This window comes from Bradyrhizobium sp. LeoA1Lang (assembly GCF_055413685.1).
In genome coordinates this window covers 1-21,821 of sequence record NZ_JBVAPG010000111.1, presented here as the reverse complement: position 1 = coordinate 21,821, position 21,821 = coordinate 1, and the positions used below count along the sequence as shown (strand labels likewise).

At 62.3% G+C, this 21,821-nt stretch carries 20 protein-coding genes and 1 pseudogene; 8 read left to right on the top strand and 13 right to left on the bottom strand.

Features of this window, described 5'->3' with window-relative positions; translation table 11 throughout:
• Positions 1–39: 39 nt before the first annotated feature.
• The 3 genes from ACZYOF_RS29850 to ACZYOF_RS29840 all read right to left on the bottom strand — a co-directional run bounded on the left by ACZYOF_RS29850 (position 40) and on the right by ACZYOF_RS29840 (position 3,080).
• Positions 40–1,761: a fatty acyl-AMP ligase gene (locus ACZYOF_RS29850; RefSeq protein ID WP_463718005.1), complete on the bottom strand. Its 1,722-nt coding sequence runs from the start codon at positions 1,759–1,761 to the stop codon at positions 40–42.
• A gap of 31 nt (positions 1,762–1,792) precedes the next feature.
• Positions 1,793–2,047, bottom strand: coding sequence for an acyl carrier protein (locus ACZYOF_RS29845; RefSeq protein ID WP_130578603.1), 255 nt, complete (start codon positions 2,045–2,047; stop codon positions 1,793–1,795).
• Positions 2,048–2,315: 268 nt separating this feature from the next.
• Complete coding sequence (locus ACZYOF_RS29840; protein ID WP_463718004.1) at positions 2,316–3,080, bottom strand: L,D-transpeptidase; 765 nt, start codon at positions 3,078–3,080, stop codon at positions 2,316–2,318.
• 288 nt (positions 3,081–3,368) lie between these two features.
• On the opposite strand from ACZYOF_RS29840, the gene ACZYOF_RS29835 reads away from it, so the two are divergent.
• Entirely contained in the window at positions 3,369–3,701 is a 333-nt protein-coding gene (locus ACZYOF_RS29835) for a hypothetical protein (protein WP_130578601.1), read from the top strand.
• Positions 3,702–3,803: 102 nt separating this feature from the next.
• On the opposite strand, the gene ACZYOF_RS29830 is transcribed toward ACZYOF_RS29835, so the two are convergent.
• The 5 genes from ACZYOF_RS29830 to ACZYOF_RS29810 all read right to left on the bottom strand — a co-directional run bounded on the left by ACZYOF_RS29830 (position 3,804) and on the right by ACZYOF_RS29810 (position 8,908).
• A complete protein-coding gene (locus tag ACZYOF_RS29830) occupies positions 3,804–4,565 on the bottom strand; it encodes an ABC transporter permease (RefSeq protein WP_463718003.1) in 762 nt (253 codons plus the stop codon).
• A gap of 160 nt (positions 4,566–4,725) precedes the next feature.
• Positions 4,726–5,649, bottom strand: a complete 924-nt coding sequence (locus ACZYOF_RS29825; protein ID WP_463718002.1) for an ABC transporter ATP-binding protein — start codon at positions 5,647–5,649, stop codon at positions 4,726–4,728.
• 124 nt (positions 5,650–5,773) lie between these two features.
• Positions 5,774–6,064 (bottom strand): type II toxin-antitoxin system HicB family antitoxin, encoded by a 291-nt coding sequence (locus ACZYOF_RS29820; protein ID WP_130578598.1) that lies wholly within the window; start codon positions 6,062–6,064, stop codon positions 5,774–5,776.
• 8 nt (positions 6,065–6,072) lie between these two features.
• Complete coding sequence (locus ACZYOF_RS29815; RefSeq protein ID WP_282528336.1) at positions 6,073–6,267, bottom strand: type II toxin-antitoxin system HicA family toxin; 195 nt, start codon at positions 6,265–6,267, stop codon at positions 6,073–6,075.
• A gap of 76 nt (positions 6,268–6,343) precedes the next feature.
• A complete protein-coding gene (locus ACZYOF_RS29810; protein ID WP_463699091.1) occupies positions 6,344–8,908 on the bottom strand; it encodes an ATP-dependent helicase in 2,565 nt (854 codons plus the stop codon).
• A gap of 237 nt (positions 8,909–9,145) precedes the next feature.
• On the opposite strand from ACZYOF_RS29810, the gene ACZYOF_RS29805 reads away from it, so the two are divergent.
• The 4 genes from ACZYOF_RS29805 to ACZYOF_RS29790 all read left to right on the top strand — a co-directional run bounded on the left by ACZYOF_RS29805 (position 9,146) and on the right by ACZYOF_RS29790 (position 12,160).
• Positions 9,146–10,132: a chymotrypsin family serine protease gene (locus tag ACZYOF_RS29805; RefSeq protein WP_463718001.1), complete on the top strand. Its 987-nt coding sequence runs from the start codon at positions 9,146–9,148 to the stop codon at positions 10,130–10,132.
• A gap of 27 nt (positions 10,133–10,159) precedes the next feature.
• Positions 10,160–10,405 (top strand): hypothetical protein, encoded by a 246-nt coding sequence (locus tag ACZYOF_RS29800; protein ID WP_394569448.1) that lies wholly within the window; start codon positions 10,160–10,162, stop codon positions 10,403–10,405.
• A 24-nt stretch (positions 10,406–10,429) separates the two neighbouring features.
• The gene (locus ACZYOF_RS29795; protein WP_463718000.1) at positions 10,430–11,815 is read left to right on the top strand and encodes a phospholipase D-like domain-containing protein; all 1,386 of its coding nucleotides are present in this window, start codon (positions 10,430–10,432) and stop codon (positions 11,813–11,815) included.
• Between the two features lie 171 nt (positions 11,816–11,986).
• Positions 11,987–12,160: a DUF1328 domain-containing protein gene (locus ACZYOF_RS29790; RefSeq protein WP_282528341.1), complete on the top strand. Its 174-nt coding sequence runs from the start codon at positions 11,987–11,989 to the stop codon at positions 12,158–12,160.
• 89 nt (positions 12,161–12,249) lie between these two features.
• On the opposite strand, the gene ACZYOF_RS29785 is transcribed toward ACZYOF_RS29790, so the two are convergent.
• The gene (locus tag ACZYOF_RS29785) at positions 12,250–12,765 is read right to left on the bottom strand and encodes a thioesterase family protein (protein WP_463717999.1); all 516 of its coding nucleotides are present in this window, start codon (positions 12,763–12,765) and stop codon (positions 12,250–12,252) included.
• A gap of 82 nt (positions 12,766–12,847) precedes the next feature.
• Between ACZYOF_RS29785 and ACZYOF_RS29780 the strand changes: the two genes are divergently transcribed.
• From ACZYOF_RS29780 to ACZYOF_RS29770, 3 genes are all read left to right on the top strand, one after another.
• Positions 12,848–14,263, top strand: a complete 1,416-nt coding sequence (locus ACZYOF_RS29780; protein ID WP_463717998.1) for an FAD-binding oxidoreductase — start codon at positions 12,848–12,850, stop codon at positions 14,261–14,263.
• A 533-nt stretch (positions 14,264–14,796) separates the two neighbouring features.
• Positions 14,797–17,832: an autotransporter outer membrane beta-barrel domain-containing protein gene (locus tag ACZYOF_RS29775; RefSeq protein ID WP_463717997.1), complete on the top strand. Its 3,036-nt coding sequence runs from the start codon at positions 14,797–14,799 to the stop codon at positions 17,830–17,832.
• 306 nt (positions 17,833–18,138) lie between these two features.
• Positions 18,139–18,870, top strand: a complete 732-nt coding sequence (locus ACZYOF_RS29770) for an NAD-dependent epimerase/dehydratase family protein (protein ID WP_282528344.1) — start codon at positions 18,139–18,141, stop codon at positions 18,868–18,870.
• A gap of 174 nt (positions 18,871–19,044) precedes the next feature.
• Here ACZYOF_RS29770 and ACZYOF_RS29765 read toward each other — a convergent pair whose 3' ends face one another.
• From ACZYOF_RS29765 to ACZYOF_RS29750, 4 genes and pseudogenes are all read right to left on the bottom strand, one after another.
• The gene (locus tag ACZYOF_RS29765) at positions 19,045–19,455 is read right to left on the bottom strand and encodes a cupin domain-containing protein (protein ID WP_080664018.1); all 411 of its coding nucleotides are present in this window, start codon (positions 19,453–19,455) and stop codon (positions 19,045–19,047) included.
• A gap of 452 nt (positions 19,456–19,907) precedes the next feature.
• Positions 19,908–20,417: a lipocalin-like domain-containing protein gene (locus ACZYOF_RS29760; RefSeq protein ID WP_130583119.1), complete on the bottom strand. Its 510-nt coding sequence runs from the start codon at positions 20,415–20,417 to the stop codon at positions 19,908–19,910.
• Positions 20,418–20,921: 504 nt separating this feature from the next.
• Complete coding sequence (locus ACZYOF_RS29755) at positions 20,922–21,692, bottom strand: SulP family inorganic anion transporter (protein ID WP_463718009.1); 771 nt, start codon at positions 21,690–21,692, stop codon at positions 20,922–20,924.
• A gap of 22 nt (positions 21,693–21,714) precedes the next feature.
• Positions 21,715–21,821 (bottom strand): annotated as a pseudogene (locus ACZYOF_RS29750) (IS5/IS1182 family transposase); the annotation flags it as partial.

Sequence of the window (21,821 nt, the reverse complement as noted above, 5' to 3'; positions counted from 1 at the left end):
GATCGTCCGGTCAAGCCGGACGATGACCGCAAGAGCGAGTCAATCCGCGTCCGCGGCGAGATCCTCGAACCGGCCTTCGGACCACAGCCGGCGCGCCAGGCTGCGCTGGATCTTCCCGCTGGTGGTCTTCGGCAGTGTGCCCGGCCGGATCAGCACGATATGGCGTGCGAACAATTCGTGCTGGTCGGTGACGTGCTCGCGGATCAGGCCCTTCATTTCGGCGCCGTCGATCCGGTTGCGCTCGGTGCGCTCGATCTCCTGCACGACAACAAGCGTTTCATCGCTGTGCTCGTCGCTGACGGAGAACGCCGCGCCGCAATTGGCGCGCAGCGCGGTGTGCGCCGCCTGCACCGTGCGCTCGATATCCTGCGGATAGTGATTGATGCCCCTGACGATGATCAGGTCCTTGATCCGTCCGGTGATGAAGAGTTCACCCGTCCGATCCAGGAAGCCGAGGTCGCCGGTGCGCAGCCAGTTCGCGCTGTCGTCATCGCCCGCGATGCGCGCGTGCAGGCCGGCCTTGGTCGCTTCCGGATTGTTCCAATAGGCACCCGCGACATTAGCACCGTTCACCCAGACCTCGCCGACCTGGTCGACGGGCAGCCGCGCGCAGGTGTCGGGATCGACGATCGCGATCCGCTCGCCTTCGAGCGCGCGGCCGCAGCCGACCAGCATCTGGCTGTCCGCCGCGTCAGCCGGCGCTTCGGCCCGATGCGCCTGCAGCGCTGCACGGCTGACATCCCGCGTCACGTGGCCGGCGCCGCGGCTGCCGCCGGAGATCAGCAGTGTCGCTTCCGCCATGCCATAGGCCGGAAAGGTGGCGCGAGGATCGAAGCCGTGAGCGGCGAAGGTCTCGATGAATTGCTTGATCGTCTCGGCATGCACCGGCTCGGCGCCGTTGAGCGCAATCTTCCAGGACGAGAGATCGACGCCCTGCATCTGGTCGGCGCGATAGCGGCTGACGCAGAGGTCGTAGCCGAAATTCGGGCAGCAGGCGACCTCGGCGCGATAATCGCTGATCGCGCGCAGCCAGTTGAGCGGGCGCTGGGTGAAGGCGTTCGGCGCCATCAGCACGCAGAGCGCACCGACATAGAGCGCCTCCAGCGTGTTCAGGATTAGCCCCATGTCGTGGTAGAGCGGCACCCAATTGACATAGGTCGACCGCTCGGTGTTGCCGAGCGAGATGCGGATCATCTCCAGATTGGCGAGCAGGTTGCCGTGGCTGACGGCGACGCCCTTGGGCTCGGACGTCGAGCCCGAGGTGTATTGCAGGAAGGCGATATCCTCTCGCGCTGGAAGCGGCAGATCGGCTGCGGGCTGCGCTGGCGTCGTATCGAGATCGACGGCCAGCCACTGCAGGCCTTCGCGCGAAAATCGCTCCTGCAGATCGCCGCGGATGGCGAAGGCCGAACTGGTGAGCGCGATCGCAGGTTCGCAATTGGCCATGATCGCGGCGCTGGAGTCGCGCGCACTCTGCCGCCGCGGCATCATCATCGGCACCGCGATCACGCGCGCGATCAGGCAGCCGAAGAAGGCGACGACGAATTCGAGCCCCGGCGGAAACACCAGCATCGCGCGATCGCCGGGCCGGGTGACTTCGCCAAGCCGCGCCGCCAGCGCGCGGGCGGCGTCATGCAACTCGCGAAAGGTGAGGACGGCTTCCTCCGCCCCGCGGTCGGAGAGGAAAATGTAGGCGCGCGCATCGGGCTGCGTTTCCGCCCGCTTTGCCAGCAGCGCCACCAGCGAGGAAAACGTCTCCATCTTGGCCAATGATATCCGGCGGTAGTGAGGATCAGGCAGCGGAGCGGGCCACGAGCTTTTCAGCGAGGTAACGCGACAGCGCGTCGACGGTCGGATAGTCGTAGAAGTCGTCGGTCGAAAGCTCGAGGTCGAGCTTCTCCTCGAGTTCCATCATGACATAGACGACCATCGCCGAATCGAGCCCGAGTCGGTTGAATTTGGTATCGGTCTTGACCCGGTCCTTCGCGATCCGCAGCACTTTAGCGAGCGAAGCAACGCAAAAACCGGATATTTCTTCTTGTGTCATGGGAAATCCAGCGAAACAACTAGACACAATACGGACACGGCGGGCGTTGTCAATTTGGGCTCACGCAGGCGTGTTGATGGCGATCGTGCACGAATCCGGACGTGCAGGATGGCGTCGGCGTAAAGCGGACTTTCAGGGGAATGCGAGGAGTTTGCGCGAAGATCGTGCGCAGGCAAAAATTAGGCGCAAAAAGAAATTAGGCGCAGAAAGATAAAGAGCGGGATGATGCAGCCATCCCGCTCTGACGTCTCGACCAACTCGGCGCTGGTCAATCCTGGGACGTGAAGAACCCGCGCGGGCGTGGCGGGTAGTAATAGCCTTGCGGCGCCGGCGCGTAGCGGTCGGAATATTGCTGCGGCTGGCGATAGTAGGTCTGCGTATCGTAGACGCGGCGGCTGCGCGGCGCCGGATACATCTGCGCGTTGGAGCTGCCGTCGGCCGGATAGATGTATCCGTCGTCGGCTCGGGCCTGCGGCAATTGCTGCTGCTGTTGCGGCGTGATCATCACAGGATCGCCAGCGGCATCGCCAAATTGCTGCTCGTACTGCGGCGCGCGGCGGGCAACCGCGGTGTTGCCGCGCTTCGGATTGCGCGCCAGCGCCACCTGCGAGGAGCCGGTCAGCGTTACCGTGGCGTTGAGCACGCCTTGCTCCTGCACCAGCGCGTAGAGCGTGGCCGCATGTTCGCGCGACAATCGCACGCAGCCATGGGAGGCGGGGCTGCCGAGGCGGTTGACGGAGTCGGTGCCGTGGATCGCGTGCCCGATCTTGGTGAAGAAGATCGAGTGCGGCATCGGCGCGTCGTCGAATTCCTTGGAGTAATGGTCTTCCTCCATGCGGAAAGTGCGGAAGCTGCCGTTCGGCGTCTCGTAGGAGGGGATGCCGGTCGAGACCGGCCAGTGATACCGCTCGACGCCGTCGACCGCGACGGTCATCTGCTGGTTATCCTTGTCGACGGTGATGGCGACTTTGGCCTGTGCGGCGCCGGCAAAAGCCAGCGTCAGGGCGGTGAAAGCAACGAGGAACGTACGCATCTTACCTTGGCCCTCCAGGCCTACCATTGCAGCGCCGCGGTTCTCCGTCCCCGGCATCCAATATGCCCGGAATCCGGCTCGGGTTCCAGTAGCCCGGCTATGCATCGTTAATATAACGAGCGGCGCAAGCAAGGCGCCATCGGAGAAATCCGGCGCCGGCCTGCTGACTTTTTCGCGAGTTGTGAGCGGACGACTCGAATTCGTCACAGACGCGCAACCATTTGGCCGCAAGGGCGTTTCACACTCCCGCCTGACGGTACAATTTGCCGTGCATTTTTGGGAATTGTGATGAAGAAGACCAAGGTCAAGACGCTGGCGCTGCCTGATGTCACGCCGGTGCGGCTCATGCTTGCGGCCGCCGCCATCATCCTTGCATTGCTTGCGATGCCTCATCTGGGACATGCCCAGGGCATCGTTCGCGGCGCGCACGAGGGAGCCTACGAGGGCAATCGGATCGCCGGTCCGGTCGGCGGCGTGGTTGGGGGTGCCGTTGGCGCCGGCGTCGGCGGTGCCGTGGGTGCGGTCAACGGCGTGCTCGGCATTCCCAATCGCGGCTGGCACCGTGGCCATCGCTGCCGCGGCTACTACGCCCGCTCGGGCCATTTCCGCTGCTACCGCTGATCACGGTAGCCCGGATGGAGCGAAGCGTAGTCCGGGGACAGTGCCGCGAGCTGTGACAGCGTTCCCGGATTGCGCTGCGCTTCATCCGGGCTACGACGCCGATCAATGCTTGAGCCGGTAGCCCGTCCGGAAGATCCACCAGACAATCGCCAGGCAGGTGGCGAGGAAGCCCAGGGTCATGCCGAGACTCAGGCCGACGCCGACATCGGCGATCCCATAGAAGCTCCAGCGGAAGCCCGAGATCAGGTAGACCACGGGGTTGAGCAGGGTGAGGGTGCGCCAGCCCGAGGGCAGCATGTTCACGGAATAGAAGCTGCCGCCCAGGAACGTCAGCGGCGTCACCACCAGCATCGGGATCATCTGCAGCTTCTCGAATCCATCGGCCCAGATGCCGATGATGAAGCCGAACAGGCTGAAGGTGACGGCGGTCAGCACCAGGAAGGTCAGCATCCAGATCGGGTGATTGATGTGCAGCGGCACGAACAATCCGGCTGTCGCCATGATGATGAGCCCGAGGATGATCGACTTCGTCGCGGCCGCCCCGACATAGCCGATGATGATCTCGAAATAGGAGATCGGCGCCGAGAGGATTTCATAGATCGTGCCGACGAATTTCGGGAAATAGATGCCGAAGGATGCATTGGCGATGCTCTGCGTCAGCACCGACAGCATCACGAGCCCGGGCACGATGAAGGTGCCGTAGCTGACGCCCTCGACCTCCGTGATGCGCGAGCCGATCGCGGCGCCGAACACCACGAAATAGAGCGAAGTCGACACCACCGGCGAGACGATGCTCTGCAACAGCGTGCGCCAGGTGCGCGCCATTTCGAACAAATAGATTGCGCGGATCGCCCGATAATTCATGGTGTCCTCACTAGCGCTCTGATTTCGAAGTTCGCACGCGTTCGCGGAGCCTCCAATGCGAACTTCGAAATCAGAGGAGCGCTAGCAAATCTATGATTCTGGTGCGGCATTAAAGTTTGAAGTTCCTATGACGAGGGTGCGGCAAACCCTGATAGGAACTTCAAACTTGCCGCACCAGGCTGACGAAGATGTCTTCGAGCGAAGACTGGCTGGTCTCGAGGTCGGAGAAACGGATTCCGGCGTTGCGGAGATCGCCGAGCAGGCTTGTGATGCCGGTGCGTTCGCCCGCGGTGTCGTAATCATAGATCAGCTCGGTGCCGCCTTCCGAGAGCACGAGATGATAGGGCGCAAGCGCAGGCGGAATGGCGTCGATCTTGTGCGCCAGATGCAGCTTGAGCTGCTTCCTGCCGAGCTTCTCCATCAGCTTGGCCTTGTCCTCGACCAGGACGATCTCGCCCTTGTTGATGACGCCGATGCGGTCGGCCATCTCCTCGGCTTCCTCGATGTAATGCGTGGTCAGGATGATGGTGACGCCGGCATCTCGCAGCGTCCGCACCACTTCCCACATGCCCTTGCGCAGCTCGACGTCGACGCCGGCGGTCGGCTCGTCCAGGAACAGTATCTGCGGCTCGTGCGACAGCGCTTTCGCGATCATCACGCGCCGCTTCATGCCGCCCGACAGCGTGATGATCTTGGAATCCTTCTTCTCCCAGAGCGAGAGGTCCTTCAGCACCTTCTCGATATGAGCGGGGTTCTTCGGCTTGCCGAACAGGCCGCGGCTGAAGCTCACGGTCGCCCATACCGTCTCGAACGAATCGGTGTGCAGTTCCTGCGGCACGAGGCCGATCATCGCGCGGGCGGCGCGGTAGGACTTGATGATGTCGTGGCCGTTGACCGAGACGCTGCCTTCACTCGGATTGGCGATGCCGCAGACGATGCTGATCAGCGTGGTCTTGCCGGCGCCGTTCGGCCCGAGCAGGGCAAAAATCTCGCCGCGCCGGATATCGAGATTGATCTTGTTCAGCGCCCTGAAACCGGAGCCGTAGACTTTTGAGAGATTGGAAACGGAAATGATCGGCGACATGGCTAACGGTGATGGGCTGGCGGGAAAAGTACAGGGAACGCGACGTTGCGCCGCGCGAGAGGAGGGGCGGCCAGTACATAGGTACGCTTGGCTGGTTCTGCAATCCGTCGAAACGACGATCAGTTCACTCCGCCGCGTGAGCGCGCGCGGGTAATTCAATCAGGGCGACCATATAGGTCTTTATGTCGTTCGCGATCTCCGGCTCGGCCTTCAGCTCGGTCAGTGTTCGCGGACGCGGCAGCGACTTGCCGTCATTTTCAAGGCTTTCCGCATAGAGCTGCAAGGCCTCCGGCGCATTGCGCAAGGCTTCATCGATATCATCGCCGCCGGAAGTGCAGCCGGGCAGATCCGGAAACCAGACACCCACGCTGTGCTCGGGTCCGGCGTCCTCAACAATCGCGACGTAGTGAGCCATGGCCAACCTCAATCGGGCTTCCAGCCTGCACCTTTATAGATGGCGCGCACCAGTCCTTTCCCCAAGTCCTTCTTTGGGTGCGGAATGACCAGCGTTTCGCCGGATATGGGATTCTTGAACACGTGGTGCGAACCGGTAACGCGAACAAGTATCCATCCTTCCCGCTCCAGGCGGCGTATGATCTCGCGGCTGTTGGTCAACATGAAACCCCTCCCTGGATCATGTAGACCTTAAAGCCTGTTCTGCCGGCATTAAGTGAGCGACCCGCAGGACACCCTCTTACACCCGCTCCACGAAACTATCGACCACCTTTTTCTCGCCGGCTTTCTCGAAGGCGATGGTGAGTTTGTTGCCGTCGATCTTCACCACATGGCCGTAGCCGAATTTCTGGTGGAACACGCGGTCATCGAGCGAAAATTCCGAAACCGTGCCGGTGGATTTCGCCACCAGTTCGCCTTCGATCACCATCGGGCCGCGCTTGTTGCGGCCGAAACCGCCGAACGGCGATTGCTCCTCGTCGAATCCGCCGCGCGAGCCGCCGCGGTTCTGGTTGCGGGCGCGGTTGGCCTGGGCGCGCTGCCAGCCCGGTGTCGTGTAGCTGGAGCCAAAGGCTTCGACATTGTCGAAGCGCGAGGGGCCGTAGCCGCCGGCGCCGCCCCAGCCGGAGCCGCCCTTGGATTCCGTGATCTCGACATTATGCGCCGGCAATTCGTCGAGGAAGCGTGAGGGAATCGTGGTCGACCAGGTGCCGTGGATGCGGCGGTTGGTGGCGAAATAGATTTTTGCCCGGCGCCGCGCGCGGGTCAGCCCGACATGGGCGAGGCGGCGCTCTTCCTCGAGGCCCGCGCGGCCCTGCTCGTCCAGCGTGCGCTGGCTTGGAAACAGGCCTTCCTCCCAGCCGGGCAGGAAGACGTTGTCGAACTCCAGGCCCTTGGCGGAATGCAGCGTCATCAGCGAGACGGCCTCGTCGCCGGCTTCGCCGTCGCGGTCCATCACCAGCGAGATGTGCTCGAGGAAGCCTTGCAGGTTCTCGAACTCTTCCATCGAGCGAATGAGCTCTTTGAGGTTGTCGAGCCTGCCGGCAGCGTCCGCCGAGCGGTCCTTCTGCCACATCTCGGTGTAACCGCTCTCGTCGAGCACGACCTCGGCCAGTTCCGTGTGCGAGGTCACCTCGCTCTGCGCCCGCCAGCGGTCGAATTGCTGCACGACACCACGGAGGCTCCCGCGCGCTTTCGGCTTCAACTCGTCGGTCTCCGCTACGGCGCGCGCGGCCTCGAACAGCGGAATGCGGCGCTTGCGGGCGTGGTCGTGCAAGAGCTGCACGGTGGCATCGCCGAGCCCGCGCTTCGGCACATTGATGATGCGCTCGAAGGCGAGATCGTCGGCGGGTGAATTGATCGTGCGCAGGTAAGCCAGCGCATCGCGGATTTCGGCGCGCTCATAGAAGCGCGGACCGCCGATCACGCGATAGGGCAGGCCAAGCGTGACGAAGCGGTCTTCGAACTCGCGCATCTGGAACGAGGCGCGCACCAGGATCGCGATCTCGTTCAAATTCTCGCCGGCGCGCTGCAGATCCTCGATCTCCTCGCCGATTCCGCGCGCTTCCTCTTCCGAATCCCAGGAGCCGGTGACGGTGACTTTCTCGCCATCCTGATCCTCGGTGCGCAGGGTCTTGCCGAGCCGGCCTTCATTGTGCGCGATCAGATGCGAGGCGGCGGCGAGGATGTGGCCGGTCGAGCGATAGTTGCGTTCGAGGCGAATGACTTTTGCGCCGGGAAAATCGTGCTCGAAGCGCAGGATGTTGTCGACCTCGGCACCGCGCCAACCGTAGATCGACTGGTCGTCGTCGCCGACGCAGCAGATGTTCTTGGGTGGAGTGGATGCAGAAGAGGTGACCTCCGTCATTCCGGGATGCGCTGAAAGCGCAGACCCGGAATCTCGAGATGAGTTCACTTCATCTCCGGATTCCGGGTTCGCATCTTCGATGCGCCCCGGAATGACGGTAGAGAGAGGAGCCGACTTGGACGACGGCGCCTGCGACAGCAGCCGCAGCCAGAGATACTGCGCGACGTTGGTGTCCTGATATTCGTCGACCAGGATGAACTTGAAGCGGTTCTGGTATTGCCTGAGCACATCCGGGTTCTCGCGGAACAGGCGGATGTTCTCGAGCAGGAGATCGCCGAAATCGGCCGCGTTGAGGATCTTCAGCCGTTCCTGATAGCTCGCATAGAGCTTGCCGCCCTTGCCGTTGGCGAAACTCGCCGCTTCGCCAGCCGGCACCTGTGACGGCGTCAGGCCGCGGTTCTTCCAGGTGTCGATCAGTCCGGCCAGCATCCGCGCCGGCCAGCGCTTGTCGTCGATGTTCTCCGCCTGCAGCAGTTGCTTCAACAGGCGCACCTGGTCGTCGACATCAAGCACGGTGAAGTTGGATTTGAGCTGCACCAGCTCGGCATGGATGCGCAGGATGCGGCCGGCGATCGAGTGGAAAGTGCCGAGCCATGGCATGCCTTCCACCGCCTGGCCCAACATCTGGCCGAGCCGCAGCTTCATCTCGCGTGCCGCCTTGTTGGTGAATGTCACCGACAGGATCTCGTGCGGCCGTGCGCGGCCCTGGCTCAGGATATGGGCGATACGGGTCGTCAAGACCCGCGTCTTGCCGGTGCCGGCACCGGCCAGAACCAGCACAGGACCATCCAGCGTCTCCACCGCCTCGCGCTGCTCCGGATTGAGCCCTGCGAGATATTGCGGGCTTGCCGCCGCACGGGCGCGTGCGGCGATGCCGCCGGGCACTGGTGAGGCCGCCGGAGCAGGGGCGTGTGGCAGGGGCTTGCGCAGATCAGTCAATAACGAAGTCCTTGATTCTCAAGTCGATAACATGGCACTCGCGCCGCCGATTTGCGAGGGCAGCATGGCCAATAAAAGGCCGGTTTTCGGCGTGCCACGGGCGTCGCCAAAAGGCCAGCCGGGATCGCAATAGTTTCATCAAGATTCGATTGACTGGCGGGCGCGTAGGCTTGCCAAAATGCGAATCTCAACTCAAGATTGTTGAATTCGCCGGCTTGCATCTCTGGGGGAGGCGTCATGGCAAGGAACGATACTCCGAAGGAACTGCTTGATGCGCTCAACCTGGTCAGCGGCGAGAAGGGAGCCCGGCCCGAATCCTTGGGGCTGCTTGAGGCAAGGCATGTTGAGCGAGTGCGGACCGTCTTCGAAGATCCCAACATCGTCGGCATCGGAATTGCGGACAAGATCACCGAGAAGAAAGACACCGGCGAACTGAGCGTGTGCTTCTACGTCGAAAAGAAGATCGCCAAGAGCCGGATGAAGAGCCAGAAGATGATCCCTCCCGTTCTGAGTGTGCCGGGTCGCAAGGCAGTATTCACCGATGTCCAGGCGATCGGAAAGGTTCGTCCCCAAGTCAACAAGCAGAAGTCGCCGCTGCTCAGCGGCTATAGCATCGGAAATCTGACGGATACGGGAACCCTTGGGGCGATCGTCAAGAAGGGGAAGAAGCTGTTCGTGCTCAGCAATTCCCACGTGCTTGCCAAGAGCGGATTGGGGAAGGTCGGCGACAAGATCGTCTTTCCCGGCGAGTCCGACAATGGCGGCAGGGATCAGGTCGTCGCGACATTATCCGCTATCCTGAAGTTCAAGACCGGTGACGATTTTCTCAACCGCGTGGATGCGGCTCTCGCCGAGATCGATCAGGACTTTCTCGACAAGATAGATTTTTCCATACGCGGAGCGGCTTCTCCCTTTGCGACCACCAATCCGGTGCGCGGGATGAAGATCGTCACGCGCGGACGGACGTCGGAAGATGCCGATGGCGAAGTCCAGGACGTCCACTTCAGGATCGTCATGCCCTATCCGGGCGTCGGCAAGATCGGGTTCCTGGACCAGGTGAAGTGCACGCATTATTCGAAGCCTGGCGATTCCGGCGCAATCATCGTCGACAAGGCAAGCAAGAAGATCGTCGGTTTGCACTTTGCCGGGTCGGGTGCCGCGAGTATCTTCAATCCGATTGCCGAGGTCATGAAGGCGCTGAAGTTCCGCTTCGTGAAAGCATGAGAAGCGGACCGGCCATGCGGATTGGTGATGGCGAACGAGCAACAGGCCAACAAGGCACGCGAACTCAACAGTCGCGAACTGCTGAAATGCGGCGCCCATGCCATCGGCGTGGAGGCGGGGAAGGATCACGGCAAGCGCGGCTGGGTCGTCGTCGCGCATGTCGCTCCGGAAGCCAACGTGACGCTGCCTCCCACGCTTGCCGTCGCGACGGAAAAGGGAGACGTCCAGGTGCCGCTGGTCTGCGTAAAGAGCGAGCCTTTCAAACCGGAATGATTCTCGCAAACATGGGGGGATAAAATGCCGAGCTTCGTATTGCGCCAATCGATGCTCAAGCATCGCGGGCCGTTTCTTGCCGAACCGCAGAGCGTTCGGGCCGAGGGCGATCGCGTGGTGCCGGTCCGGACCGACGTCTTCATGCCGGAAATGGTTCCGCGCAACTGCCATCTCGAAGAATACGAGAAAGTCAGGGTTCCCGCGGTCGACGTCGATCAGGAAATCATCGCCTATTGCTCGCCGGATTCGACTTTCGCGGTGACCAAGAAGCTGTTTGACGATGCGAAGAGGTCGATCCTGATCGGCATCTATGACTTTTCCGCCGAGTATATCAAGCAGCTCGTGCTGGATGCGCTCGCGCGCGGCGTCAAGGTCAAGCTCATGCTCGATATCGACAGCAAGGATGAGCAGGAGCTGTTCGACGACCTGAACGATGCCGGGGTCGACGGCGTGCCGGCACCATCGTGCGCCAGTCATCGGGTGCACTTCTTCAGCTCATCGCACGAGAAGGTGATCGTCATCGATGGCGAATGGTGCATCGTGCAGAGCGGTAACTACAGCGAGAACAGCATACCCCTCAACGTGAAGGACGGCGGCGATCCCGCTCACTTCCGGCCCGGCAATCGCGACACCGGCCTGGCGATCCGCTCCAGGAAGCTTTCGAAATTCTTCACCGGCATTCTCGAAAGCGACATGAATCTCGAGCTGACGGGACCGGAAGCGCTGGCTCAGGCCATTGCAGCGGCCAACGCTTTCATGATCGAGCGGGCGCCGACGAAGATCCCGGCCAAGCTGTTTCCGAGCAAGACTTTCAAGCTCACCAAGCCGCTTGCCGTCCAGCCGGTCCTCAGTCCGGACAACTACATGCAGGTGATCCCGGCGAAGCTTCGGGCGGCAAAGAAGTCGGTATTGATCGAGCAGCAATACATTCGTGGCAAGCAGCCTGACATCCAGAAATTGCTGACGGCAATTGCGGACGCGCGAAAGCAGAACAAGAAGCTGGATATCCGCATCATTCTCGGCAAGGTCTTCGGCAAGGAGGATCTCGACGCCGAGAAGAAAAACCTGGCGCTGCTAAAGCAGCAGTTCGGCCTCGTGGCCGGCAAGAACATACGATACATCGATACGACCCGCTTCGTGCATTGCCATAACAAGATGATCCTGGTCGATGGCCAGGATGTCCTGGTCAGTTCGCAGAACTGGTCCGATTCCGCCGTCTCCAAGAATCGCGAGGCCGGCGTATGGCTCTCTCATCCGGGCATCTGCGATTACTTCACGCAGATATTCGAGAGCGATTGGAAGACTGCGCGCAATGCGCCGACAGCTCCCGCCAAGGAGATCGTTGAGCCTGAGTCGCTGCGCGCCGGCGGATACGTCAGGGTGGCTCCCGCCGACTATCAGGAGGTGTAACAGCAGCGAACGCCCGACCCCGCCGCCTCCAAAGCGCGGTTTTGTTCCGTGAGCAGCGGCAAATTTCGCGCTTCCACCGCACGGAACCATCGTTTTTTGGGCGGATTGTTTCCTTGAGTTTGGCGCGATGGTCAATCGCGTCGGTGGAAACGGAAAGCAGAGGGTTTGGCCATGCTAAGCTGGGTCGTAACGTTTTTGATCATCGCGTTGATCGCGGGTGTTCTGGGCTTCGGCGGCATCGCCGGCGTCTCCATCGAGATCGCCAAGACGATCTTCTTCATCGCCATCATCCTGTTCCTGATCTCGGCAGTCGTCGGCTTGGTGCGCGGCCGCTCAAGGGTCTAGGTGGATATTTGGTTGGCGCATGATCTCTGCGCAAACGCGTGGCGTTTGTCGCGGGAAAACCGGTCCCCACTTTTCCGGATCATGCGCTCCTAACGTGAGGGCATCGCCACGCTGCGGCCGATGCCCTCGGGGCGCGGGACCAACGCATGGATATCCGCGATCGCCTTGATGCGGGCGCGGATATCGGATGGGAATGGGGCGACCTTGCGCGAGTTCATGTCGATATGCAGCGACATGTTTTCGGAGGTCGCCGAGATCCAGCCTTCTGTCGCGTGGCGCAGCTCCTCGAAGGTGTGCAGCCGCTTGTCGTCGGCGGCGAGCAGATAGACCGTCACCTGGACGGGATCGCCGAGATTGATCTCGCGCAAATAGCGAACGTGGCATTCCGCGGTAAAGGTCGAGCCGTGGCGCTCTTTCTTGTAGGCGAGCCCGATGCCGAGCTGCAGCCAGATCTCGTCGATGGCGCGGTCGAACATCACGTTGTAATAGGCCATGTTGAGGTGGCCGTTATAGTCGATCCATTGCGGCTCGATCTGCATCACCGAGGACAGGAACGGGGCGGAGGGCAGTTTCGTGTCCCTGGCGGCATTAACGGTCGTCATCATGCATTCCTGTTTGTTTGTGTCGTGCTCTTGACCCCTTATATAACCTTTGCCACGGTCGGCTGAAGCCGGGAGGAAATTTCACGTGGCGACTACGATTTCGAACAATCCAGCGCGTCCGGAGCCGCAAGCCCTCAAGGGCGCGATCGACGCGCTGGCGGCGCGCTTCGGCAACCGCCTGATCACCTCGCAGGCGGTGCGCGACCAGCACGCCCACACCACGACCTGGCTGCCGCCACAGCCGCCGGACGCCGTGGTGATGGCGCAGGAGACCGCCGACATCCAGGATGTGGTGCGGATCTGCGCCAAACACCGCGTTCCCGTGATCGCGTTCGGCACCGGCACCTCGCTGGAGGGGCAGGTGAACGCGCCGGCCGGCGGCATCTGCATCGATCTGCGCGACATGAACCGGGTGCTCGCCGTGCATGCCGAGGACCTCGACTGCGTGATCGAGCCCGGCGTCACGCGGAAGGCGCTCAACGAGCATCTGCGCGACCAGGGCCTGTTCTTCCCGATCGATCCCGGCGCCGATGCCTCGCTCGGCGGCATGACCTCGACGCGCGCCTCCGGCACCAATGCGGTACGCTACGGCACCATGCGGGAGAACGTGCTGGCGCTGAAGGTCGTGCGCGGCGACGGCGAGATCATCACCACGGGCACGCGGGCGAAGAAATCCTCCGCCGGCTACGACCTGACGCATCTGTTCGTCGGTGCCGAGGGCACGCTCGGCATCATCTCCGAGCTCACGATCAAACTCCGCGGCATCCCCGACACGATCGCGGCCGCCGCATGTTCGTTCGAGACCGTGCGCGGCGCCTGCCAGGCGACGATCCTGGCGATCCAGACCGGCATTCCCGTCGCGCGCATCGAGCTCTTGAATGCGGCGCAGGTGAAGGCGTGCAACGCCTATTCGAAACTGACGCTGCCGGAGACGCCGCTGTTGCTGCTCGAGTTCCACGGCAGCGAGGCCGAGGTCGCCGAGCAGTCCAAGAACTTCAAGGAGATCGCCTCCGAATGCGGCGGGCTCGGTTTCACCTGGACCACCAAGCCGGAGGACCGCACAAAGCTCTGGCAGGCGCGGCATGACGCCTATTGGGCGGTGAAGGCGCTGCGGCCCGGCTCAGGCGTGGTCGCGACCGACGTCTGTGTGCCGATTTCGCGGCTCGCCGATTGCGTCACCGAGACGGAAGAGGATCTGAAGCGGCTCAATTTGCTCTCGCCGATCGTCGGTCATGTCGGTGACGGCAACTTCCATTGTTCGATGGTTTGCGATGTCGACAATGCCGAGGAGATGGCGCGCGGCGAGGAATTCATGCACCGCCTGGTCGAGCGCGCGCAGGCGATGGGCGGCACCTGCACCGGCGAGCATGGTATCGGGCAGGGCAAGCAGAAATATCTCGAAGCCGAGCTTGGACCCGAGGCGCTCGACGCCATGCGCGCACTGAAGAAGGCGCTCGACCCGCAGAATATCTTCAATCCGGGCAAGATCGTGCCGGCGTAGCCAGAGGATACGTTTCGCAACGCGCTTCAACGCCGGTTATGCGCGGAGTAAATTTCGAGGCGAAACGATATGGCCGTCCGGCAAGACCAGCACGCGGCCTTTCGGCGTCACAGCGGACATGGCTGGACTTGCCGCTGGATTGCCCCTGTAGCGAATGACCCAAACCGGACATGGGGTGGCTGCGGAAATCGGTCAGCCCGACTGCTTGCCCGGCCTCGACGGGTAAATCAGCACAACCTGTCGAGTCCGATGCAAGATAATATTCCGCCTCCGCCTGCGCGCCGAGTGCAACGCCAACGCCTAGTCCGCTCGAAGGCGATAAACCAGCCTATGCAACCATCTGTTGCCTCGCAATCACACACCACATAAATCGGCGGGCTACACCGGAGATGGGGAGCGCCGCCCATGGCCCACTGGCCGCAGAGCAGCTAGGTGTTTCCAGTTTAAAATTTTTTTGCATCACGGCGTGGAATTTGAAAATGACTGGGGCAGGCAGGTTTCGACCCGCGCGGTGGGCTGTTTTGATAAAGGCATTGTTGGCCAGCACGGCCATCGTGCGCGCCGGCTTGGCCGCATTCGCTACCAGCACATTGATTGCGGTCACCCCCGCGCTCGCCGCGGGGGGCGACGGCGGCGGCAATCCCGGATCGGGTGGCGCCGACAGTACGACTTCGGTGGGTGGAAACGGTACGGCGGGAGGCGCTGCGGGTCAGGGCGGCGGCGGCGGTGGCACTGGCATCGGCCCCGGACCAGGCGGCTCCGGCTCCGGTGGTGGCGTCGGCGGCGTGGGCGGCAATGGCGCGGCGGGCGGCACGGCGGGTACCACGACGACGCCAGGCGGCGATGGCGACTCTGGCGCATCAGCGGGCGATGGCGGCGGCGGCGGTGGCGGCGGCGGCGTAACGGTTAATGCACCCCTCGGCGTAATGACCGGTAGCGATTTCACGGCGAGCGCAGGCGGCAGAGGTGGCGATGGAAACGGGACCGGCGCCGGCGGTGGCGGCGGTGCCGGCGGCGTCAGCATCATCTTAGGTTCCGGCACTGCCGACATCAGCGTGACAAATCAACGCCTGAGCGGTGCTGGTGGTGCAGGCGGCGCGAGTGCGGGCGGGTTGGGCGGCTCGGGCGGTTCTGGAGGCGTGGGTATCATCGCATTGAGCGGCACCGTGAACATGGGCGCCGGATCCCTTGTCGGCGGCGGGGCCGGGGGCGCGGGAGGTGTCGGCGGCGCAGGGACGGGCGTCGGCGGTGCCGGTGGGGCAGGCATTTCGGCAACCTCCACGACCATCAACAATAACGGAGGTACAATCAGTGGCGGCAATGGCGGCGCGGGCTCGACGAATGGCGCCGGAGGCTCCGGTGTCATCGGGCAAAACCTGACGATTGTCACCAGCGGTTCGATTTTCGGAGGTCTCGGCGGTGACGGCGTGACGCGCGCCAACGCCATCACCTTCACCGGCGGCACCAACACGCTCCAGTTTGGCGGCGTGACCTCCGCCCTGGCCGGCGATATCTCGGTGATGGGCTCTGTCAATTTCAATCAGGCGGTGACCTCGACCACGGTCTCCAACAACATCACTGGCGCCGGAAACGTCATCAAGAGTAACTCTGGCATCATCACTCTCTCGGGCACCAATACCTATACCGGCACGACCACGGTCGGCGGCGGGACGTTGACAGGCGGTGCGGCCAATGCATTCAGCGCTGCCAGCGCCACCACGGTCAATGCCGGTGGCACGCTCGACCTCGGCGGCTTCGCGCAAACCATCAACAACGTGGCACTCAATGGCGGCACGCTGACCACCGGTGGTTTGACCGGCGCGGTGACCTCGAGCGGAGGCACCGCGAATCTTGTCGGCGGCAGCATGAGCCTAACGACGACTAGCGGGACTACCAATGTCACCGGTACCAATACCTTCACAGGCGCAACCACCGTCAATGGCGGCCTGCTGTCGGTCAACGGTTCGATCATCAGCGACGTGACGGTCAACGCCGGCGGCACGCTCGGCGGCAACGGCATCGTCGGCAACACCACCATCAATGGCGGCGCGCTGGCGCCCGGCAATTCGATCGGCCTGCTCACCGTGCAGGGCAACCTGGTCTTCACCGCGGCGGCGAGCTATATGGTCGAGGTATCGCCGGCGAGCGCAGACCGCACCAGCGTCACGGGGGCCGCCTCGCTCGGTGGCGCCACGGTGCATGCGACGTTCGCACCCGGCACCTATGTGGCCAAGCAATATACCATCGTCGATGCGGGCAGCGTGAGCGGCAAGTTCGCATCGGTGGTCAACACCAATTTGCCGGCGGGCTTCCAGACCACGCTGAGCTATGACTTGACTCACGCCTATCTAAACCTGGCGCTGGGCTTCACGCCGCCATCCGGCAACCTGAATACCAATCAGCAAAACGTCGGCGACGCACTGATCAACTTCTTCAACACCAACGGCACGATCCCGATCGTGTTCGGAAGCCTCACGCCCGCCGGCTTGACGCAGCTCTCCGGCGAGGTCGGCACTGCCCCGCAGCAAGCCACGTTCAACGCGATGAACCAGTTCATGGGCGTGATGACGGATCCGTTCATCGCGGGCCGCGGTGACTCCGTCAGCGCCGGCGGCACGCCGAATGCCTATGCCGATGAGGCAGCTTTGGCCTACGCGCGGAAGCGCAGGCCGAACGACGGGCTGGCCGCGATCTACACCAAGGCGCCGGTTGCGCCGTCGTTCGAGCAGCGCTGGAGCGTCTGGGCGGCGGGCTTTGGCGGGTCGCAGCAAACTGACGGCAATATCGCAGTCGGCTCGAACAACACGACCAGCAACCTCTATGGCGCGGCGGTCGGCGCTGACTATCGTCTCTCGCGCGACACGCTGGTCGGCTTCGCGCTCGCCGGCGGCGGCACCAATTTTACGGTCGCAAATGCGCTCGGCGGTGGCCGCTCCGACCTGTTCCAGGCCGGTGCGTTTTTCCGCCATATCGTTGGCCCTGCCTACATCACCGGCGCGCTGGCCTATGGCTGGCAGGACGTCGTCACCGATCGCACGATGGCGGTCGCCGGCCTCGATCGCCTGCGCGCCGAGTTTAACGCCAATGCATATTCCGGCCGGCTCGAAGGCGGATATCGCTTCGTCACGCAGGGTTTTGGCTGGACGCCCTATGCCGCCGCGCAGTTCACCACGTTCGATCTGCCGGCCTACGCCGAGCAGGCGATCGTCGGCAGCAACCAGTTTGCACTGGCCTACAACGCGAAGAGCGTTACCGACACCCGCAGCGAGCTGGGCTTACGCACTGACAAATCCTTCGCTCAGACCGATGGCATCGTCACGCTACGCGGCCGCGTTGCCTGGGCGCATGACTTCAATCCGGATCGCGCGATCGGGGCCACGTTTCAGACGCTGCCTGGCGCGAGCTTCGTGGTGAACGGCGCAGCGATGGCCGCGGACACCGCGCTGGTGACGGGATCGGTCGAGAAGAAATGGCTCAGCGGCTGGTCCGCCGCCGGCACCTTCGAGGGTGAATTCTCCAACGTCACGCGCTCCTACGCCGGCAAGGGTGTGGTGCGATATGCGTGGTGATCTCGGCTTCTGGCCCGAATGCGAAGTCCGCGCGGGATCGGAAATCGTCTGCTTATCGGGGTAGATCGGAAGTGACTGGTCGACCTTCCAATCGGCGCTTTTGACCCCCAACGGACATTCGGACGGCCGTTCAGGTAAGGTTCCGGGGCTGCCAATCTGTTCCAATGCGCGGCGGTGTCCGTATTTGTCCGCCGTCTCCAAAGTTGATTTTCACTGAAACGGAACGATTGCCCGCCCTCCGCTTGAATCGGAAAGTACTTGGCGCGCAGCGCCCACTTGGGCGCACGGTTCAACGGAGTAACGGTGATGGGTTACAGAATCTTCCTTGCCGGCGCGTCCGGAGCCATCGGCAGGCGCCTGACGCCGCTCCTGCACGGCGCTGGCCATTACGTCTGTGGCAGCACCAGATCGGAAGCGAATGCCGACGCGCTGCGCGCGCTCGGGGCTGACCCGGTCGTGGTCGACGTCTTCGACGCGCCGGCGCTATCACGCGCCGTCGCATCAGCACGCCCCGATGTCGTGATCCATCAGCTCACCGACCTCCCGAAGGATCTTAATCCACGCGAGATGGGAGCAGCGATCGTTCGCACCGCCCGCATCCGTAGCGAGGGAACGCGGAACCTCGTCAGGGCCGCAATTGCGGCGGGGGCGCACCGATTGGTGGCGCAAAGCATCGCGTGGGCCTACACGCCGGGGCCCGAGCCGCACGCGGAGACAGACCCGCTCGATACCGGGGCCAAGGGAGAGAACGGTATCAACATGCAGGGAGTAATCGCGCTGGAAGATCTCACTTTAAAATCGCCGCCGCTCGAGGGCGTCGTCCTTCGCTACGGCCAGCTTTATGGCCCCGGAACCGCTTCGGACCGGCCCTCAAACTCTGCGCCCATTCATGTGGATGCGGCGGCTTATGCCGCTCTGCTGGCCATCGACCACGGCGACCCGGGCATCTATAACATCGCGCAGTCCAACAGACACGTTGCGACCGAAAAGGCACGCGCCGAGCTGGGTTGGACTCCTGATTTTCGTCTTCCGGCCTGACGATTTTCGCACGCGGTCCAGCGCTCAGGCCGTGGCGATGCCTCGGCGCCCGCGACGTTGTGGCGCGTCGCTTGCCAGGCGAGACCGAAAGTGATGGGTGCGCAGTCAGAACGGCGCTGATGACCCGATGCGGACATAAACCCACGCCCTTTCCTCGCCCGACGTCAAAAAGCGCTATTTATGTCCACGCCCTACTAGGATGGTTGGTGGCGCGCCTTTAACTTTTACATAGAAGACAAGTAGTTTTGCGGCCTGCGTCGCACTAGCGTTGCGGCTCACAATGTGGACGTCCGTAGGCGCTTCATAAAAGACCTCACCGGTATTTACGGTTTTTGGGGCTTCACCTTCTACCTGCGTGACGACGCTCCCCTCCAAAACATAGACGAAGAGATCTGCATTATGCCGATGCGGCTCCGAGACTTCGCCCGGAGCGAAGTCGACGACTTCGACCATACCTTCCTTCCCAGGAAAGTCGGGAAGCTCTTTGGCCATCAAAGTTGTTGCTTTTCCGGTCCCTGCGTTGGCGCCAGTAAATGGAGCTGTGGTGCCAAGTGCGAGCAACAGAGAGAGCGCTAATCTGTTCATTGTATGAGCCTTTCCCTTAGAGTGAGCCAGTCTTTAGGTGGTCGCGTACTCGTTAGACTTCATGAACTATTTTGGTTAGGTCCATGATCTACCTCGTGAACTACAACATGAGCGGAAATGCGGGCGGCGGATTGTAAGCCGTATAGACCCTTTTACGAATTGCTCACCGGGAAGGAGTTGCCTTGGCCTAAGGCCGCCTCAGTTGTCGGCCTCTTCCATATCAGGATGTCGCCCATTGGCCCGGCGCGGCTGTTGGCGCCGCGCAGGATATTTCCGAAGATCGGGGGCAACCGGAAGTCCCTGCCGTGAGGCCAAGCGGCGCTTCTGACCCGATTCGGACACCGTGTGCGGACCCACTCACTCGATCACTTCGGGGTACCGAGGCTTGGCTTGCCGGGTCGGGGGAGCCGAGTTCTGAAACCGGTGCCCGTGGCGACAGATTGACCAAAAGATCACTTGGTTGCGCTTGTTGCGCGCTTCAGAGTCACCACAGCAGTACCCCCACGGGATGCCGGTGTAGGGTTCTTATACGTGAGCTCGTCGCCGTTGATCGCGATGAAACGCTTCTGATTCGAATTGTCCCACGCGGGAAAGCTGCCGCCGATAACATGTAAGGATATTGAATGTTCAGATTCATTGACTTTGTAGTCGCCAAACATCGCGATTAGCCCCTCCAGAGCGGCTTCGCTTTCCCCGGCGGTCGGAAAGTCGCGGCGGGCATATTTTGGCCGTCCCGGACGCATGAGATTGATTGAGAAGTGATCTGCTGCATCGAACATGAAATATCCTTTCGGATCGGAACCAAATATTTGCGTTGTTTTCCCGGTCCTTTCATTCACGTTTACAAATGAAATGACGCTCCAAGTGCCTACAAGCTGCTGTTTGAGCGGATCTGCGGCTCCCGCAGATAACGTGCCGCATGTAAGAGCTGCGGCTATCGGAATTGACCATAGTGCTTTCATGGTGCTCCCTCCGGTTTTCAGGAACGTTCCATCTATGAGGGTTGTGGGCTGGCCGCCCAGCTTAGTCTGAGCCTCGAAATCATTGTACGGGGCACTCTGCGGTCAGTGGGGCAATTCATCCCACAATACCGCACCGACGGCCAGCACGGGATTGACCACACCAAGACGCGGGCATGCGTTCGAAAAAGGCAATCGGCCACGCTACGAGCCACTCCGGAGGTTGTTCCAGGTGCGCCCACGATCATGTCGGCGATCTGGCGGAAGCCGTCGAGCGAGAAGGCCGGGGCCTGTGGTGCAAGACAGGACAGCGGTCGTTGGAGCGTTCGGCGTGCCTCGCGTTGCTTATGATCGCGAGAAAGCCGGCAACGAAGGTCCGGTTCTGGGCCCATTGCGTCATTTCGTTACGATGCGGAATTTTGGTCGCTACCGGGGACATAGCGGACATTGGCAAGCCTGCACCAAGTCGAGTTCGATTTATGAGTACGCGCCCTGGGCGCCTTGCGCCTAGCCGGCCAGCGTGCGAACGGCTTCGGCGACGCTATGGAAGACGTGGTTCGTCGGTAGCGCGTGATAGAGGCCGAAGCGCTCAAATGCCTGTTGGGCGCGGGTCGATTCGAGGCGAGCGATCGCAACGGTCACGCCTTCCTCGCTGCATTCACGGAACAGATCGAGCAGCGTTTGTGCGGCGGTGAAATCGATCTCCACGATGCCGCTGGCTTCGATCACCAGCAGCCTTGGCTTCGGTGTTGCCGTCTTGATGACCTTCAGCGCGTCGGCACCAAAGCTCGAGGCGTTGAGAAACGACAACGGCGCCTGCAGGCCGACCACGGCAACTTTCGGGTCGCGCTCGCCCCTGATGTTCGGGTTGGCCGGCCACCAGATCGTGGTATCAGGTACGCGGTCGAACACGACGAGCCGCGCCCGCGTCGTGCTCCAGATGCCATGGAGCAGCGAGAGCGCGATGCCGACGGCGACACCTTGCTCGATCGGCAGGATGATGATCGAAGCTGCCGTTGCCACCACAAGCAGAAACTCGCCGACCGATTGGCGAAAGATCGCGGCAATCTGGCTGACGCGAATGATGCGCAACGCTACGAAAAGCAGGACGCCGCCCAGCGCAGCCTCCGGAACGTGATGCAGCAGCGCGGCGCCGAACGCCAGCAGCGCCAGCACGATCGATGCGGCGAACAGTCCCGATAGCTGCGTGCGTCCGCCGGTCTCGGCCACGATGCCGGTTCGCGGCGGGCTCGCGTCCACCGGAAAGGCACCGAACAGGCCGGCTAGGTCGCGTGGACAGTTATCTTAGCCAGAGCAGAGTTGCGGCGATAGCGACGACAGCGAAGTAATTTCGTGCGGTTTTTTCGTAGCGCGTAGCAACGCGCCTGAAACGCTTCAGTTTCGAGA

Coding starts and splice junctions, on each gene's coding strand:
- ACZYOF_RS29770 (WP_282528344.1), top strand. CDS start 18,139: ATGGGTTACAGAATCTTCCTTGCCGGCGCGTCCGGAGCCATCGGCAGG.
- ACZYOF_RS29825 (WP_463718002.1), bottom strand. CDS start 5,649: ATGTCGCCGATCATTTCCGTTTCCAATCTCTCAAAAGTCTACGGCTCC.
- ACZYOF_RS29760 (WP_130583119.1), bottom strand. CDS start 20,417: ATGAAAGCACTATGGTCAATTCCGATAGCCGCAGCTCTTACATGCGGC.
- ACZYOF_RS29805 (WP_463718001.1), top strand. CDS start 9,146: ATGGCAAGGAACGATACTCCGAAGGAACTGCTTGATGCGCTCAACCTG.
- ACZYOF_RS29845 (WP_130578603.1), bottom strand. CDS start 2,047: ATGACACAAGAAGAAATATCCGGTTTTTGCGTTGCTTCGCTCGCTAAA.
- ACZYOF_RS29850 (WP_463718005.1), bottom strand. CDS start 1,761: ATGGAGACGTTTTCCTCGCTGGTGGCGCTGCTGGCAAAGCGGGCGGAA.
- ACZYOF_RS29830 (WP_463718003.1), bottom strand. CDS start 4,565: ATGAATTATCGGGCGATCCGCGCAATCTATTTGTTCGAAATGGCGCGC.
- ACZYOF_RS29795 (WP_463718000.1), top strand. CDS start 10,430: ATGCCGAGCTTCGTATTGCGCCAATCGATGCTCAAGCATCGCGGGCCG.
- ACZYOF_RS29815 (WP_282528336.1), bottom strand. CDS start 6,267: ATGTTGACCAACAGCCGCGAGATCATACGCCGCCTGGAGCGGGAAGGA.
- ACZYOF_RS29835 (WP_130578601.1), top strand. CDS start 3,369: ATGAAGAAGACCAAGGTCAAGACGCTGGCGCTGCCTGATGTCACGCCG.
- ACZYOF_RS29840 (WP_463718004.1), bottom strand. CDS start 3,080: ATGCGTACGTTCCTCGTTGCTTTCACCGCCCTGACGCTGGCTTTTGCC.
- ACZYOF_RS29765 (WP_080664018.1), bottom strand. CDS start 19,455: ATGAACAGATTAGCGCTCTCTCTGTTGCTCGCACTTGGCACCACAGCT.
- ACZYOF_RS29785 (WP_463717999.1), bottom strand. CDS start 12,765: ATGATGACGACCGTTAATGCCGCCAGGGACACGAAACTGCCCTCCGCC.
- ACZYOF_RS29820 (WP_130578598.1), bottom strand. CDS start 6,064: ATGGCTCACTACGTCGCGATTGTTGAGGACGCCGGACCCGAGCACAGC.
- ACZYOF_RS29800 (WP_394569448.1), top strand. CDS start 10,160: ATGGCGAACGAGCAACAGGCCAACAAGGCACGCGAACTCAACAGTCGC.
- ACZYOF_RS29790 (WP_282528341.1), top strand. CDS start 11,987: ATGCTAAGCTGGGTCGTAACGTTTTTGATCATCGCGTTGATCGCGGGT.